General features: G+C 63.2%; 15 protein-coding genes and 1 tRNA gene. 8 read left to right on the forward strand and 8 right to left on the reverse strand.

Annotated elements, in window-relative coordinates; translation table 11 throughout:
* Positions 1 to 60: 60 nt before the first annotated feature.
* Positions 61 to 1,062 (reverse strand): LysR family transcriptional regulator, encoded by a 1,002-nt coding sequence (locus tag JQ586_RS18055; protein WP_212395953.1) that lies wholly within the window; start codon positions 1,060 to 1,062, stop codon positions 61 to 63.
* Positions 1,063 to 1,254: 192 nt separating this feature from the next.
* Here JQ586_RS18055 and JQ586_RS18060 point away from each other — a divergent pair, with 192 nt between their 5' ends.
* The gene (locus JQ586_RS18060) at positions 1,255 to 2,601 is read left to right on the forward strand and encodes an MFS transporter (protein WP_212395954.1); all 1,347 of its coding nucleotides are present in this window, start codon (positions 1,255 to 1,257) and stop codon (positions 2,599 to 2,601) included.
* A gap of 309 nt (positions 2,602 to 2,910) precedes the next feature.
* On the opposite strand, the gene JQ586_RS18065 is transcribed toward JQ586_RS18060, so the two are convergent.
* Together JQ586_RS18065 and JQ586_RS18070 are read right to left on the reverse strand one after the other, a co-directional pair.
* Positions 2,911 to 3,333, reverse strand: coding sequence for a hypothetical protein (locus tag JQ586_RS18065; RefSeq protein ID WP_212395955.1), 423 nt, complete (start codon positions 3,331 to 3,333; stop codon positions 2,911 to 2,913).
* 285 nt (positions 3,334 to 3,618) lie between these two features.
* Positions 3,619 to 3,819, reverse strand: coding sequence for a hypothetical protein (locus JQ586_RS18070; protein WP_212395956.1), 201 nt, complete (start codon positions 3,817 to 3,819; stop codon positions 3,619 to 3,621).
* A gap of 17 nt (positions 3,820 to 3,836) precedes the next feature.
* On the opposite strand from JQ586_RS18070, the gene JQ586_RS18075 reads away from it, so the two are divergent.
* Positions 3,837 to 4,049 carry a hypothetical protein gene (locus JQ586_RS18075; RefSeq protein ID WP_212395957.1) on the forward strand — a complete coding sequence of 71 codons (213 nt, stop codon included), beginning with the start codon at positions 3,837 to 3,839 and terminating at the stop codon, positions 4,047 to 4,049.
* A 728-nt stretch (positions 4,050 to 4,777) separates the two neighbouring features.
* On the opposite strand, the gene JQ586_RS18080 is transcribed toward JQ586_RS18075, so the two are convergent.
* A complete protein-coding gene (locus tag JQ586_RS18080) occupies positions 4,778 to 5,134 on the reverse strand; it encodes a helix-turn-helix domain-containing protein (protein ID WP_212395958.1) in 357 nt (118 codons plus the stop codon).
* Positions 5,092 to 5,703: a hypothetical protein gene (locus tag JQ586_RS18085; RefSeq protein ID WP_212395959.1), complete on the reverse strand. Its 612-nt coding sequence runs from the start codon at positions 5,701 to 5,703 to the stop codon at positions 5,092 to 5,094. Before JQ586_RS18085 ends, JQ586_RS18080 begins: the two co-directional genes overlap by 43 nt.
* 282 nt (positions 5,704 to 5,985) lie before the next feature.
* Between JQ586_RS18085 and JQ586_RS18090 the strand changes: the two genes are divergently transcribed.
* From JQ586_RS18090 to JQ586_RS18100, 3 genes are all read left to right on the forward strand, one after another.
* Complete coding sequence (locus JQ586_RS18090; RefSeq protein WP_212395960.1) at positions 5,986 to 6,477, forward strand: hypothetical protein; 492 nt, start codon at positions 5,986 to 5,988, stop codon at positions 6,475 to 6,477.
* Between the two features lie 10 nt (positions 6,478 to 6,487).
* Positions 6,488 to 7,363, forward strand: a complete 876-nt coding sequence (locus JQ586_RS18095; protein WP_212395961.1) for a LysR family transcriptional regulator — start codon at positions 6,488 to 6,490, stop codon at positions 7,361 to 7,363.
* Between the two features lie 246 nt (positions 7,364 to 7,609).
* Positions 7,610 to 8,614 carry a helix-turn-helix domain-containing protein gene (locus tag JQ586_RS18100; protein WP_212395962.1) on the forward strand — a complete coding sequence of 335 codons (1,005 nt, stop codon included), beginning with the start codon at positions 7,610 to 7,612 and terminating at the stop codon, positions 8,612 to 8,614.
* Between the two features lie 57 nt (positions 8,615 to 8,671).
* Here JQ586_RS18100 and JQ586_RS18105 read toward each other — a convergent pair whose 3' ends face one another.
* Both JQ586_RS18105 and JQ586_RS18110 read right to left on the reverse strand, forming a co-directional pair.
* A complete protein-coding gene (locus JQ586_RS18105) occupies positions 8,672 to 9,574 on the reverse strand; it encodes a GNAT family N-acetyltransferase (RefSeq protein WP_212395963.1) in 903 nt (300 codons plus the stop codon).
* Positions 9,575 to 9,605: 31 nt separating this feature from the next.
* On the reverse strand, positions 9,606 to 10,781 hold the full coding sequence (locus JQ586_RS18110; RefSeq protein ID WP_212395964.1) for an acyl-CoA dehydrogenase family protein: 1,176 nt from the start codon (positions 10,779 to 10,781) through the stop codon (positions 9,606 to 9,608).
* Positions 10,782 to 10,924: 143 nt separating this feature from the next.
* Here JQ586_RS18110 and JQ586_RS18115 point away from each other — a divergent pair, with 143 nt between their 5' ends.
* Entirely contained in the window at positions 10,925 to 12,484 is a 1,560-nt protein-coding gene (locus tag JQ586_RS18115) for a winged helix-turn-helix domain-containing tetratricopeptide repeat protein (protein ID WP_212395965.1), read from the forward strand.
* A gap of 171 nt (positions 12,485 to 12,655) precedes the next feature.
* Here the strand turns inward: JQ586_RS18115 and JQ586_RS18120 are convergent.
* Positions 12,656 to 12,732 (reverse strand) — tRNA-Met (locus JQ586_RS18120).
* A 314-nt stretch (positions 12,733 to 13,046) separates the two neighbouring features.
* Here JQ586_RS18120 and JQ586_RS18125 point away from each other — a divergent pair.
* Both JQ586_RS18125 and JQ586_RS18130 read left to right on the forward strand, forming a co-directional pair.
* Positions 13,047 to 14,480, forward strand: coding sequence for a coniferyl aldehyde dehydrogenase (locus JQ586_RS18125; protein WP_212395966.1), 1,434 nt, complete (start codon positions 13,047 to 13,049; stop codon positions 14,478 to 14,480).
* Positions 14,481 to 14,633: 153 nt separating this feature from the next.
* Positions 14,634 to 16,238 (forward strand): GMC family oxidoreductase, encoded by a 1,605-nt coding sequence (locus JQ586_RS18130; RefSeq protein WP_212395967.1) that lies wholly within the window; start codon positions 14,634 to 14,636, stop codon positions 16,236 to 16,238.
* Positions 16,239 to 16,273 lie beyond the last annotated feature (35 nt).

A 16,273-nucleotide genomic window follows, 5' to 3' on the forward strand; every position in this document is an offset into this window, starting at 1 on the left:
GGGATTCCCTGTAATCCGCCGTGCGATCACTCGCTCGCCGCGCGCGCGAATGCGGCAGCGCTATCCGCGCGCGCGGGGTCTGGACCGGGCCTGCCGCCGCTTCGTAGCCGACACGCCCGCCTTCCTGCCCCGCGGAACATCCTGCAACGATGAAAACGCCCAGGGCGTGCCGGCCTTGCGGCAGAACGCCGCCACCACCTCGCAGGTTGTGGTCGCAACCGCCTGCACCGCCGGCGCGGCCGGATCGAGATGGACGGCGGAGACCTTGAGCTGCGGCAATGCGGGCCCGGCATATTGCACGAGCGAGCCGCGTTCGAGCTCGTTCCGCACGAAGATCGGCGGAATCGCCGCCAGCCCGAACCCCTCCCGCGCCAGGCTGAGGATCGCGGCAACCGACGGGAAGCTGCTGATCCGCGGCTCGCGCTCGCTGCCGATGAACAGCGCGCGGACATGCGCATGCGGGCTCGACGTCCGCGAGAAGGTGAGCAACGGCACGCGCATCAAGTCCGCCATCCGCAGCGTTCGCCGCGGCAGCAGGCCGGGGCGGCCGATCCACTCGATCGGGTAGCGGCAGAGTTCGACGATATCGAGCTTTTCATTGCCGGCAGCCTCTTCCACCGGATCGTTCTGGATCAGGAGATCGAGGCGATGCCGGCGAAACTGGTCGCGCAGGTTGCGCGCGGTATCGACGGTGAAGTCCTGCTCGATGGCCGGAAATCTGCGCGACAGCATTTCGACCTGCGCGGTGAGCCAGGTGTGCACCACCGATTCGATGACGCCGACCCGCACCCGCCCCGCCGGCGCCGCATCCGGCTGCGCGGTGAGCCGCAACTCCCGCTCGACGCCGAGCAGCCGCTCGGCCTGTTGCAGCACCCGCTCGCCGACCGGCGTCAGCTTCAGCCCGCGAACCGAGCGATCGATCAGCGGGGCGCCAAGGTCCTCCTCGAGCGTCGCGATGCGCTGCGACACGGCAGCCTGGGTGGCGTGCATCTGCCGCGCAGCCTCGCGAAACGTCCCGACGCGCGACAACCAGATCAGCGTTTCCAGGAAGCGCGTGTTCATCGATTTTTCCTATCCAATCGGCAACAATTGATAACAAAATACGATCGCGGCTTACAACAATTTCTCGTTCGACAGGAAACCGCCCGATGTCTGAAAATCCGCGGCGCCTGCGTGATCTCGTCCGTAGCCGGGCGGACAGCCTGTCGGCACCCAATCGTCCAGCCCTGATCGCCTCAAAGGAGGAAAGCGTCGATGTCACTGGCCTACCCGTCCACCGCCGTCAAGCCGACATCGGTTCGCCGCGTCATCGCGGCGAGCCTGATCGGCACTTCGCTCGAATGGTATGATTTCTTCATCTACGGCACGACCAGCGCGCTGGTGTTCAACAAGTTGTTCTTCCCGAGTTTCGATCCGCTGGTCGGCACCCTGCTGGCGTTCAGCACGTTCGCCGTGGGCTTCATCTCGCGGCCGCTCGGCGGCATCGTGTTCGGTCACTACGGCGACAAGATCGGCCGCAAGAACGTGCTCGTGGCGACCCTTCTGCTGATGGGCATCGCCACCTTCCTGGTCGGCCTGGTGCCGACCCACGACAGGATTGGCGTCTGGGCGCCAATCCTGCTGGTTACGCTGCGCTTCCTGCAAGGCCTCGGCCTCGGCGGCGAATGGGGCGGCGCGGTGCTGATGACGCTGGAGTCGGGGGACAGCACGCAGCGCGGCCTCAACGCAAGCTGGCCGCAGATCGGCGTGCCGATCGGGCTGTTGCTGTCGAACGGCATGCTGGCGCTGCTGGGCGCGCTCACTACCGAAGCCCAGTTCAGGGAATGGGGCTGGCGCGTCCCGTTCCTGCTGAGCATCGGGCTGGTCTTCATCGGGATGTGGATCCGGATGACGGTCGCCGAGAGCCCGCTGTTCCGCGAGACCGAGCAGCGTGCCGAGGAGCCGCGCGCACCGATCGTCGACGTGTTGCGCAACTATCCCGGCCGCGTGCTGCTCGCGATCGGCGCCCGTGTCGGTGTCGACGTCGCCTTCTATACGTTCGTGTTGTTCATTGCGACCTACACCACGACGTTCCTCAATCTGCCGAAGAGCTACGCCCTCCAGGCGGTCCTGATCGCTGCGGCCGCCCAGACGGTCCTCATCCCGTGGTTCGGCAGCCTGTCCGATCAGTGCGGGCGGCGTCCGGTGTACCTGTTCGGCGCGGTGGGCTCGGCCGTCTTCGTGTTCGCCTTCTTCATGATGCTCGACAGCGGCAGCTTCCCGGTCATCGTCATGGCTGCCGTTTTCGCCCTGTTCCTGCACGCGGCGATGTACGGCACCCAGGCCGCCTTCATCGCGGAGATGTTTCCGACGCGCGTGCGCTACAGCGGTGCTTCGATGGGCTACCAGATGGCCGGCATCGTCGGCGGAGCGATCGCCCCGATGATCTCCGTGGGACTGCTCAGCTATTACGGCACATCGCTTGCAGTGTCGATGTATGTCCTCGCGATGCTGGCGATCACCACGTTGTGCGTGCTGATTGCGCCGGAGACATCGCAAGTCAACCTGGATGCTGAAGGGGCCGAAACACACGGGGGCGCGGCAGCGAAGTCGATCGCCTGACGAGGCCGCGATCCGCGGAGCAGGCGGGACCCGCGACGCGGCCCGTCTGCTCCGACGAGTTCGGCGAACGCGCCAGCACGGGCAACACGGGTAGCGCGGGACCAGATCCGGTCACGCTGTAGCGGCATTGGAGTTGCGGGGAGGGACGGCGTGCAAGACAATGGCATAAGCGGATCACTCTATGAGTTCGCTGGGTCTCGTCTGGCCAGTCTCTAAAAAAATTCGTCTTGCCCGGGCTTGTCCCGGGCATCCATCTCTTCGTTTCTTTGTGAAGCCGGGCCGAGCCCGGCCATGACGGAAATGCGTGATTTACCGATCCAACCGCCGCCAGTGGAAGATCAGCTTGATGAGGGGATCCACGAGGGCCTCGGCGTCAGCGCCAAGCCCCGGATACATCACATTGATCAGCTCGAGAACCATCGCCTTGATAAACATCAAATTATCAGCCTGGTCCTGGTAGTTGATGGCTTGGTTGATGATGATGGTCGGGCTGGTGGCCGCACCGAGCGTCGCGCCGGCCTGGTCCGGCGGCCATCGCGGATTTCCGGCCATGCGGCTGGTCCAGAGCGACGTATCCGCCGTCACTGTGATGTTCCTGGACGTTCGGACGATCCCACTCTTGTTGAGGGCTGCTACGACCGAGCTGAAGATTATGCGGGTGTAGGTCGAAATCGAATCATCGTACCTGACGTTGAGTTGAGCCATCCTGTGCGTCCCGTATTCGCTCAGCATTCAACCGTATGCTGCGTCATCAATCCCAGGCGGAAATGGTCCGACAAAACTCCGCGTGGTCATTCGCCCTCAACCTTCCCGTACTCCCCCAAGACGCACGGCTTCCCGAGCCAGGCGCCATCGCCAAACGAAGCGGCTCGCGTTCCCTGGCAATTTCCCATTGCGATCGGATTGGCACCGGCTTTCCCTGCCAAGAACTCGCTTCCATGACCTTTCGCCATTACAAGGAAACGCATTGACGTCGCGTCCATCAAACACACCATCCGCCTGTTTCTCGCGTCGCATTCAGAAACGCAGCCACAAGCGGGTGAGCTCGTAGCCAACGGCAGCCCAGAATGTCAGGCAAAGGCAAATCAGAACGCACCACAGGACAATGAGGCGGCCAGGAGAATAAGGTCTGTCCTCATCATCGGGCGCGATCGTATGCCGGTCGGTCGCAGGTCGCGCTGCGAAGCCATCGATTTTGTAGATGTAGATGACATGCATCGCGTGCTCCGGATGGCGTGGACCAGTTGCAAAGTGTGTCGCGGGCCAACCGCCAAATCCTGATGATTCTGAGCGTTTCTGTACAAAATGATCGCCACAGCCGCACAATTTCGCGCAGCAAGTTCAAAGATCAGGCCTGCGCTTCGAACTCCGACACGCACTGGATCTCATTAAAGGCCGCACATTTCGCGAGCATTTCCTGCAAGGATGCGCAGATTCGTCAGGATTGATTTGTCCAGTCCTGCTTTTGTTGGCGAACGTCAAGGCGTTCTTCTGATCTCTCGGGACACTTGTCGTGCCACCTTGAGGAGGGTGCTTGGCCCATGAGCACCCTCCTCTTTTTCACTACGTGTCGAGGCGCCTCGCCCAGCCAGACGCAGCGATGTGCATTTGTGTGACGCCGCCACGATGCGCAGGCTGACGATACTTCACCGACGAAGTCGTCGGCTCATGCTCTTGCTCGCAGTCCAACACGTGGCGCCGCCCAACGCTTCGCGTCGCCCAGCACATATCTTAGAGCCGTGGAACATGTTGCGAGCCTTGCCGGTGGCATGCACCTTGCCGCCGACTGAAGCCAGCCAACATCACTGCCGCGTTGACTCCAGATTTTCGACACTCGCGCGCAGTTCATTCAAATCGGCGCGGATTCTGCAGGACCCGGCTCTCAGGACATGATCCTCTCAATGCGGTGCAGGTTGAACCCTGGCCTGCATGGACGAATGTTTCTCAGAGCATTTCGGCCCGGTGGCAAGAGAGGTGTCTTTCGGCCCCTCTTGCCACCGCCGCAAGTCAGCAGGCGCTTCAGCCCGTCAGAACGCAGCAAGACCGTTCGGTGCAGGTGTGCAGGACGCGTCCGCGACTACACCGCCAGGCATTGCCATCGCCACCGTCGATACCAGTACTGGTACCAACACCGGCCCTCGGCCGGAGGCGCACGGCATGTCCATTGCTGCAGAGCCTAATCGGAAATCAGGCTTCGCCCGGCGGCTCTGCGATAGGCGGCCGGCGTCGTGCCCAGGAACATGCCGAATATCCGCGTCAAATGTTCCTGGCTCGAGAATCCGCAGTGCAACGCCAGGATCGCGATCGACTCCTTGCCCTCCACGAGAAGGTGCCTGGCCCTGTTGACGCGCGCCCGCATCACGTATTGATGCGGGGTCAAGCCGGTGGCCCGCTTGAATTGCCGGATGAACTGCACGACGCTGAGATCGGCAACGCCCGCGAGCTGATCCAGCGTAATGGATTCGTGCAGGTGAGCCTCGATGTAGTCTGCTATCCTCGACGTCCCCCGCCGCGACAGCGACAGTTTCGGCAACAGCCGGACCGCATGTTGCGCATTCGAGTGATGCCGCGCAAGCTGTGCCGCCAGGGCGGCCGCCAGAAAATCGACGCACAATTCGACGCTGGAATTGGCTGGATCGTGAGCTCCCGCACTGCCTCGACAAGCCGCGCCATCACCGCATCGGCCTCACCAAATACAGGTAGCAGCTCGAGCCGATCCGGATCATGCGCACAGATGTCCGGTGCCACCTCCTTCAACAGCGACGCGTGGAGATAGATATGGCCGGCCTCCGCCGGCGTGCGCAACCGGGTTTCATGATCCATCCCGATCGGCCGGATCGACAGCGCACCGCGCGGAAGACGTTTGCTTGCCCAACGCCCGCCCATACGCTGTTCAACGACGACCCCCTCATTACGCTGCACAACGAGCATAATGCCCTTGGCGGCGGCAAATGAAGCCTCGAACGGCTCCGTGCGCCGAAAGGCTGCATACATCGCGCGCCAGCCGAGTCCATCGCTCGACGATTCAATCGCCCCGGCCGCGCGGGGTGACAATCTCAGCGATGGTGCGATCTGAAATCCGCGGTCGGACCACTGTGACATGCCTCGGACCTCGTTGCCCACCGATCTGCCTGATGCGATCGCTCCGGCTGAGTGTTCACGCAATCGCGCGACTGTCCGTTGCGCCCGATTCGACAAGCAAGTGCCCTCATGAGCTTAGCCTCTCGTTCGGCGATGCGCAAAACGGACTGCAACCTTGGCGTTGGCCAACCAAATGAACAGCTCGACCACGCCGGATCCGCGGCTCCCATGGTTAACCAACTGCAAATGCAGGCGACGGGATCAGGTTGCCATGCGCCGGGATCTGGAGCGAGCCCACCTGGCATGCCACGCGACCTCAGCGCACAAAAGAGCTGCGGTCAGGCACGCGGCTGCGCATTTTCGACAGCAATGATTATTTTCGACAGGATCGACGTCGCCGCCGAAAGTTACATTGCACCCCAGCACGTGCCTTTCAAATCACCGGCTGAGATATGCTTGATCAAGTTTACGCCTGCCTGTTTGCGCGCCACTGGATTTCCTGCGATCGCCGTAAGCACTGCAGCGGTGTGTCTTCGGTTCCGGCATATCGCCTCTCTTGAACTTGGCCCGGACGGGCTCCCTGCCGCGAACTGCCCGTTTCGGCATCACGGCCGGACGCGGCTGGCGGCATTTCAGAACATCGCTTGCAAACGACGACACGGTTTCTTCATGACGTTCTTCTTCCGGAGCTGGAGTTTGGCAGTGCCGCGTGCGGACGATGACGGCCGCACCTTGATGGCCACGCGTCCCCGGAGAATCAGACCGCACGAGGATCGTGCCGCCGACAAGGTGTGATGGCCGCGCCATGGACATCCGTAGCCTGGAAGTCTTCTATTGGGTTGTTCGGTTGGGAGGGTTCGGCCGCGCGGCCGCGAAGCTGAATACCACCCAGCCCGCCGTGTCCGCTCGTATTGCGGCGCTTGAGCAGAAGTTTGGCGGAACGCTGCTGCAACGAGACCGTGGCAGCAGGCCCGTGCCAACGGCGCTTGGCCTCACTCTGTCGACCCGAGCCGAACGTCTGCTCAACGCCTATTCGGAGGTCGAGACGCTGGCAAACGAAACCCGCGGCATGCGGGGCGTGATTCGCATCGGCGTGTCGGACACCTTCGCCACAGTGGCGCCCCTCTCGAAATTCCTGCACCGCCTGCACCTCATTTATCCCGAACTGGTGCCGGAGATCATGACGGGCATCTCGCCCCAGCTGCGCGCGTGCCTGACCGCGGGCGAGATCGATCTCGCCCTGATGTTGGCGCCGGGAGGCATCATCGATGCAGAAGAGGCCTGGTTATGCTCGTATCCAATGATGTTCGCGGCAAGTCCCGCGATCGCACTGGTGCCAGATGACCCGAACACCCTCCTCAATGCGCCGCTTCTGACATACGCACGCGGCACCCAACCGCACCATGATCTCGTCACGGCTTTGGCTGCGGCCGGTGTCGAGGGCGCGCTGGTCTTTCCAAATGGCTCCCTCGCCACGGTGATCAAGCTGGCGGTCGACGGAATAGGGATCGCGGCGATACCGCGGGCTGCCATCACCAGGGAGCTTGCAGCAGGCTCGCTGCGGGAGCTGCGGTTGCCGATCACGCTACCGGCCCTGGACTATATCGCATGCTGGCTTTCCGTTGGCGACAGCATCGCTGCCAACCTGGCCAGGTTCGCTCGTGAGTTCACGGCGTCATAAACACTTATGATCAAAAAACATCAAGAAATACGATTTCACGCGATGACCGTCATGCGGGACACTGCCACATTGAAGCGATGGGAACACTCGATATGTCGGTTGGTATTGCATTGTCGGTGACCGCTCACGGCGAACACGATGCGCGCGCCGTGCAAGCATTGATCTCCGGGGAGAGGCGGCAATTCTCGTCCTGCGCCCCAAACGGCGGATCATCCAACCGGGACAAGCCATAGAGCTACCACCGCGATGAAGCTCCTGCTGCGCCCCACAGGCGAGCACGAGATCCAACGACAAGCACGTCGGTCACTCCATATGCAAACGTACATGGATTACGGCTCCGCCAAGTTTCATTTGCTCTACCCCCAAATACGCTCGCAGGTTCACCACTCAAGTCGGGGGCTCGGCTGGAACTCGATCACCGCCTCATCCCAGCGGACTGAGCCGTTCGAGGAAGCATCGTTTCCGCCAGCCAGGAAGCTGTTCCTTGTCTTGCACCTGACGGACCAGACGCGAATCGAACGGCGGCTCGAAAGCCGGTGGACGCAAAAGCAGTTGCCATCCGGCGCGGTTTCCCTCGTGCCTGCGGGGTGCGCCGTGGACGTCCGCTTGCATCACACCCACGAGTTCGTGGTTGCGTCCCTCTCATCCTCGATACTTGAAGAGGTTGCTGTTGACCTCATCAAACACGACCCCAGCCGACTGGAGTTTATCCCCGAGTTCGGAGCAATCGACCCCGTCCTGCAGCGGCAGGTCCAATACCTGCACCGGCTGATCGCGAACCGGAGCGAGGGTTTGAAACAATCCAACACGCTTCACGGCGAGACCATCGCGGCCCTCATTGCTGCGCAGCTGATCCAGGCACATTCGGCAACCGACAAATTGCCGGACAGATCCTCGAGGGAAGGTTTGCCACGTCGCAACCTGAACAGGGTCGAGGAATACATGCAGACACACATGGGACGAAAGATCCAGCTTCGCGATCTCGCAAGGCTTTGCAATCTGAGTGTGTCCCAGCTCATCCGGCAGTTTCGCGTAGCGACAGGCGTCACACCACATCAATATCTGATGAGGATTCGAATCGAGCGGGTACGCACCCTGCTCGCCCGAGGCGGCATTCCGATCAGCGAGATAGCACTCGATTGCGGATTCTGCGGCCAGGAGCACCTGACCACTGCCTTCCGCCGATTTTTCGGTGTTACGCCACGCGCGTTCGCCCGCACCGAGCTGTCTATCAATAGAGATCGGGATTAGGCGCCTGAAGGTACCGGATGCCCGGAGGTGACCACGCCGGTGCGGGATCCATCATGATCACATGAAGCCCGGATTGCGCGGTAGATACTGGCCCCAGCTGCCGAATTCACGCGACGACATCAGCAACATCGGAAACTTGATGCGCATTCCATGCTCCATCGCGGTGTTGAGAGCCGTTTCGCTTGCGCCAGGCAGGAATGCCGATATCTGCGGCGAGCCGCTCTCGGCCGCCAGGTGCAGCACTGTCCTCAAGGCGGGAGCGACGGCGTGGCGCTCCATCACCGCGAGCGGTCCGATATGCCCGCCGGCGTCCACGTAGGCATAGCCGGTCCAACGGTTTCCGTCGTAGAGATTGAATCCTTTCGTCGCACCATCGTTGATCAGGTAGCTATGATGCTTTTCGCGCGACACGCCAAGGACCCGCTCGTCCGCTTGCGCGAGGCGACGCTTGGTCAAGGGTTCTTCCTCCAGGGGAGCGACGCCGTATCGAGAGCCGTGCAGACGACCGACCAATCGTTCTCGCGATGCGCTGACGCTGTAGATCGGAAAGCGGGGAAACAGTCCGTGGCGGATGTAGAGTCCTTGCGAGACCGTGTTGAAGCTGAAGGTGATGAGCACCCTGTTGGTCGCGCCCGATTTCTCGGCGTGATCGAGCGTCCGCTTGATCAGCTCGTTGCCGATGTTCCGCCCCTGGTGGTCGGGCGACACGAACAGCTGCGCCAGAAACCACATGTCGCCGCAGACCCAGCTCCAGGCGAAGCCGAGGATCCGCTCGCCTTCCTCCGCGACCCAGAGACCGTCCGCATCGTCCTCCAAGGAAAACAACTGGAATTTGGCAGGCGAGCGGACAGCCATGGGCCCGAAGCCGTGCCGCCCCGTGAGATCGTTGATGCTGGAAACCACGAGGGCATCGGCGCATTCCAGATCCTGCGCACGTGCCGGCCGGCAAACCACAGACATCGGGCTACTCCGTCGGACAGTTGCGTAACGTTCAAAACCTCGCCGTGCCGGCATCGAGTCCAAGGACCAGTCGCCCGGCAATGACGTAATTGTTCGGGCTCATCGCGACGTGCTTCGCTGCGGCGTGCGCATCGCGGGCCGCACGTTCCAGGCCACAGGTCTCGAAGATGGCGGCCGCACCCGCGCTGGCGGCCAGCATGTCGGTGATGGACATCGCGGTCTCGGCCGCATTGGCGTTGGCGATCCGGATGGTCGCGCGGGCCTCCACAAGCCGTTCGCCGCCGGTCTCGTTCACGGCCATCAGGTCCCTCATGGCATCGCTCAGGAAGGCGCGGGCAGCGCGAAGCATCGCTCTCGTCCGCCCGACCGTCGCCTGAACGGTTTCACGATCGCGCAGCAACGCCCGGGTGCCCGGGCGGCTTTTCCGGGAGGCGAGCTCCGCGAACGAGCAGATCGCGCCGGATGCGATGCCGAGCGGCACCCCGCAGATGCTCCACGCGAACACCGACGATGGCGGCATGCGATAGAGCAATCCGGGCTGAGTCGGCTGCAGCCCGAGAAACGGATGGGCGTGAGCAGCCGGAACGAAGATATCCAGCGCCTCGAAATCGCAACTTCCAGTGCCGCGCAGTCCGGACACATGCCAGTTGTCGAGGATGGTCACGTCTGCCCGGCCGAGGTAGCAGCAGAGCAGAGGCGAATCCGGATCCTCGGGCCTGACGCTGGCCAGTACCATGAAGCGCGTCGCGTGATGCGCGCCGCTGCCGAACGGCCAGCGCCCTGAAAGACGATAGCCGCCCGCGACGGGGATCGCCGTGCCGACCGCGCCTGTCGAGCTCGCGATGAAGGCGCGCGGATCGGAAAACCACTCACCTGCGACGGCCTTGTCGACGTAGCCGCCGATCCGGCTCATGCCACCGCCGTTGCCGACGAGCCAGCCGACCGAGCCGTCGAGCGCAGAGGCGGCCTCGACGACGCGCATGAATTCGAAGGGAGACAGTTCGGGCCCGCCGAGCGCTTCGGGTAGCCACAGTCGAAACAGGCCCGCATCAGCCAGTGCCCCGAAAGCCGCATCGGGCAATCGCCGGCCGCCGTCGAAGTCGTTGCGCTGCCCGGCGATCAGCGGGGCTAGCGCCCGGACGGCCTCTAGCTGGCGGCAAACCCGGTCGGAGGCACCGGTAATCACGTCCGGATCGGGACGAGTCATCAGATCGTCCGCCTCGACCGCATGGCATGGATTACGCATCGGACAGGCCTCGAAGTTTTCAGCGTCGTCGCAGCATGATCGCCCGTTTCCCGGAGGTCCTGAATCCGTTCCGAAAAAGTTGCAAAAAATGTAGTCTCCGGACCATGACGATCCACGAATTCGGTCCCTACCGCCTCGACGCAGAGGCCGAGATGCTGTTTCGGGGGTCCGAGCCCGTCACGCTCGGACGGCGCGCAGTGACGCTGCTTCGGCTGCTTGTCGAGCGGGCCGGAGCGCCGGTTTCCAAGGATGCGTTGATGCAGGCCGCGTGGCCGGGGCTCGCGATCGAGGAGAGCAACCTGACGGTGCAGATCGCCGCGCTGCGGCGGATCTTTGCCGACGTCGACGGAGGAGCGACCTGGATCGAGACGCTGCCGCGCCGTGGTTACCGTTATGTCGGGCCGACGGTCGCCGCCGCCGGAGCCGGCCGGCTCACGACGGCGGGTCCTGCAGTGTCCGACAGGCCGTCGCTCGCGGTGCTTCCGTTTTCGAATCTGAGCGGCGATCCCGGGCAGGATTATTTCTCCGACGGGATCACGGGAGATATCATCGCCGAACTGTCGCGGTTCAGGTCGCTGTTCGTCGTCGCCCGTCACTCGAGCTTCGCCTACAGAGGTAAAGTGGCCGAGATCAAGCGGGTCGGCCGCGAGCTCGGAGTCCGGTATGTGGCCGAAGGGAGTGTACGCAAGGTCGGCAGCCGGGTACGAGTGACAGTCCAGCTCCTCGATGCCGGCAGTGGCTACAGTCTCTGGACCGAGCGCTATGACTGCGACCTCGAAGACATCTTTCCCCTGCAGGACGAGATCGTCCGCGCGATCGTCGCTGCCCTGCCAGGCCGGCTGGAGGACGCCGGCCGCGAGATCGCCCGACGCAAGCCGACCTCAAGCGTTACCGCCTATGATCTGGTTCTGCTCGGAAACGAGCGATGGCGTCAGTTGACCGTGAAGAACATGGCGCAGGCCAGGGACTATTTTCGACGCGCCGTCGCGCTTGACCCGCAATATGCCCGCGCCCACGTCAACACAGCCTGGACCATCGTCTGCGACGTGTTTCTCGAGTCGCCCGCCGCCGCGACATTGGACGAGGCGCTTCGCGAGATTGAAACCGCACTCGATATCGACGACGGCGATGCCTGGTCGCATGGCGTCTTCGCCCAGCTGTTGTTCCTGCGTAACGAGGACGCCAAGGCCGAAATCCATTTCGGACGGGCTCTCGCGCTCAATCCAAACGACGCCGATGTCGCCGCCGTTTTCGCCAATATCCTGGTCTACTGGGGACGATGGCGCGAGGCGCTCACATGGATCGGGGCGGCCAAGCGGCTCAATCCCTTTCCGCCCAACCTGTACCACTGGTATCACGCGCTCGCGCTCTATTCGGGGCACGAGTACGAGCGGGCGGTCAAAGCTTTGATGGAGGCGCGATCCTTCGACAGATGGTCGCACGGACTCCTTGCGGCCTGCTATGCGCAGATGGGCCGGTTCGACGAGGCGCGGTCCGAAGCGGAGGCATTTGTGAGAGAACGCTCTCGCGAACTGAACGAGAATGGCGAGGCCGTGCCCGCGAACACGCTTGATCTCGTTCAGTCGAGAGCCGGTCGGTACAGGGATCCCGCCGATCGCGAACACTTGCTCGACGGGTTACGCAGAGCGGGTCTCACCGGCTGATGCAGCACGCTGCCGTTCTCTATCGACCCACAAGCAGCAGCCTGCACGCCGAAACCAACTGGTTGCGGGGGATTCCAACCTGCGATTCAAGTCGTTGATATCGTTAGGACGATTCCGACGCCAAAACAAAACCCCGGCAATCGAGCGAGATTGCCGGGGTTTTGTCGAACTTGGTTGCGGGGATAGGATTTGAACCTATGACCTTCAGGTTATGAGCCTGACGAGCTACCGGGCTGCTCCACCCCGCGTTAAACCGTTGCATGCCTTGCAGAAAGAGAGCCCGAGGCGGTCGGCCAACGCGTCTAACGGCGCCGATCGATCCGTCCGGAGGCTTCCTGAGAAGGCGACCCGGGCCGAGGCCATCGGGTGCCGGGCGTATGTATCAACGTGAGCCCGGTTTGGAAAGCCCCGAGAGCGGGTTTTTGAGGTTTTTGTGACGTCAAAATCGGCGGTTTGGCGACCGGAATCGGCAGGCGGAACCGGCCCTTGCCAGAAACCGCATAAAAGCGGAGCTTGCGGCCAATAAAATCCGTCAAGGAAACGTCATCCGAGGGGAAACGCCATGGACCGGTCATTGAAGAGTCCCGGGCTGCATGTGCTTGAAGAGACCTTTCAGCGCCAGATCGAGCTGTCACGGAGCCAGGCCGCGCCGACCTTGCAGGCCCGGCTGGACCGGCTCCGCCGCCTGCGCGCCGCTGTCACCGAGAACGAGGCGCGGTTCGAGGCGGCGATCTCCGCGGATTTCGGCCACCGCTCCACCGTCGAGACCGTGATCGCCGAGACCATGCTGGTGCTCACCGAGATCAAGCACGCCGCCAAGCATCTCAAGCACTGGATGACGTCCCGGAGGATCGCGACCACGGTGCAATTTGCCCCGGCAAGGAACCGGCTGATCCCGCAACCGCTCGGCGTGGTCGGCATCATCGCGCCGTGGAATTATCCGTTGCAGCTCACGCTGGCCCCCGCGGTTGCGGCGATCGCGGCCGGCAACCGCGCCATCATCAAGCCGAGCGAATCGGTGCCACGCTTCGCCGAATTGCTGGCCGAGGTGATCGAGCGGAAGTTCGACGCCACCGAACTCGCGGTGACCGATATCGATGACGACATCGCCAGAGCCTTCGCCGCGCTGCCGTTCGATCATCTGATCTTCACCGGCTCGACCCGCGTCGGCCGCCTCGTCGCGGAAGCCGCCGGGCGCAATCTGACGCCGGTGACGCTCGAGCTCGGCGGAAAGTCGCCCGCGATCATCGACCGCTCGGCCGACATCGACGAGGCGGCGCAGCGCATCGCCTATGGCAAGCTGCTCAATGCCGGCCAGACCTGCATCGCGCCCGATTATGCGCTGGTGCCGGAGGCCGCGGTGCAACCATTCGCGATGCGGCTCAACGGCCACATCCAGCACATGTTCGGCACCGATCCCGCCAATCCCGACTACACCTCGATCGTGTCGGACGCGCACTATGCGCGGCTCGAAGCGCTCGTCGCCGACGCCGCTGCGAAAGGTGCCAAAATCCTGCAGCCGGCCGCGCCGAACGATCCCGACTGGAAGGACAAGCGCAAGTTTCCGCCGACCGTGATCGTCGATGCGACGCAGGAGATGGCGGTGATGCAGGAGGAGATCTTCGGGCCGCTGCTTCCGGTGCTGGGTTATCGCGATGCGGCCGATCCGATCAACTTCATCAACAGGCGCGACCGGCCGCTGGCGCTGTACTGGTTCGGCACCGACAACGCGGCGCGCGACGAGGTGCTGGCACGCACGGTGTCCGGCGGCGTCACCGTCAACGACTGCCTGTTCCACTTCGCGCAGGCCAATCAGCCGATGGGCGGCGTCGGCGCCTCGGGCACCGGCGCCTATCACGGCGAATGGGGCTTCAAGACGCTGACCAAGCTGAAGCCGGTGTTCTATCGCTCGCGCTTCAACCGGCTGGCCGATCTCTATCCGCCCTATGGTGCGAAGATCGCGCGGCTGGAAGGGTTGATGAGGTTTTTGTCGTAAGGGACTCTAACCGTCGTTGCGGGCCAACGGGTCGCGGGAACGCGCCCGATGACAGGCTCCGCGAAGCAATCCATGGCGCCGCGTAACGGATGAATGGATTGCTTCGTCGATGCGCTCCTCGCAATGACGAACAACAACACTGGGGGGACATACATGACGGATACATTCGATTTCGTGGTGGTTGGCGCGGGCTCCGGCGGCTGCGCGGTGGCAGGACGGCTGTCGGAGGATACGAGCACGTCCGTGGCGCTGCTCGATGCCGGCGGCAGGAACGACAATTGGGTGGTGACCACACCCGGTGCCATCATCCTCATGATCTCCAGCAAGCTCAACAACTGGGCGTTCGATACGGTGCCGCAGAAGGGCCTGAACGGCCGCATCGGCTACCAGCCGCGCGGCAAGGGACTCGGTGGCTCAAGTGCCATCAATGCCATGGTCTATATCCGCGGCCACCGCGCTGATTACGATCACTGGGCTTCGCTCGGCAACACCGGCTGGAGCTACGCTGACGTCCTGCCCTATTTCAAGCGTTCGGAGAACAACACCGAGCTCGATGGCGAGTATCACGGCAAAGGCGGGCCGCTCAATGTTTCGGGCCTGCAGTCCGACAATCCGGTCAAGGAGATGTTCCTGCAGGGCGCGCGCGAGGCGCAATTCCGCATCCGTGACGATTTCAACGGTGCCGAGCAGGAGGGGCTCGGCATCTACCAGGTGACCCAGAAAAATGGCGAGCGCTGGAGCGCGGCTCGCGGCTACATCCATCCCCACATGGGCCGCCGGCCCAACCTGCGCGTAGAGACGGAGGCGCAGGCGACCCGGATCATCTTCGAGGGCAACCGCGCCGTCGGCGTCGAATACGTGCAGGGCAAGGAGAAGAAGGTATTGCGCGCGCGGCGCGAGGTGATCCTCGCCGCCGGCGCATTCCAGTCGCCGCAGCTGCTGATGCTGTCGGGCGTCGGTGATGCCGGCGCGCTCGGCAGGCACGGCATTGCCAGCGTGCATCATCTGCCGGGCGTAGGGCAGAACCTGCAGGATCATCCTGATTTCGTGTTCGGCTTCGCGTCCGATGAACCTTACTTCTCGGGGCTGTCATGGAGCGGCATCGGGCGGATCATAAAGGGCATCGGGCAATACCGGCGCGAGCGGCGCGGCCCGATGACCTCGAACGTCGCGGAATGCGGCGGATTCCTGAAGACGCGGCCTGACCTCGACCTGCCCGACATCCAGCTGCATTTCTGCATGGCGATGGTGGAGGATCACGGCCGCAAGCCGCGTTGGGGCACCGGCTTCTCCTGCCATGTCTGCCTGCTGCGTCCGGCAAGCCGTGGCAGCGTCTGGCTGAACAGCGCCGATCCCCTGGCAGCACCTGCGATTGATCCGAACTTCTTCGGCGAGGACAGCGATGTCGAGGCCATGGTGGCCGGCTTCAGGATGACGAAGCGGCTGCTCGACACGCCGGCACTGCGCGCGCTGCAGAAGCGGGATATGTTCACATCAGAAGTCAGCACCGACGACGACATCCGGAACATCCTGCGGGCGCGCTCCGACACCGTCTATCACCCGGTCGGCACCTGCAAGATGGGCGTCGACGATCCGCTCGCCGTAGTCGACCCGCAGTTGCGCGTTCACGGCCTCGAGGCCTTGCGCGTGGTCGATGCCTCAATCATGCCGACCTTGATCGGCGGCAACACCAATGCGCCGACCATCATGATCGGCGAGAAGGCCGCGGATATGATCAAGGCCGGGATGCGGGGCTGAGTCCTTCCTTCCGTGTTGCCGGGCATGCACATATG

Source organism: Bradyrhizobium jicamae (assembly GCF_018130215.1).
In the GTDB taxonomy this organism is placed as follows: Bacteria; Pseudomonadota; Alphaproteobacteria; order Rhizobiales; family Xanthobacteraceae; genus Bradyrhizobium; species Bradyrhizobium jicamae_A.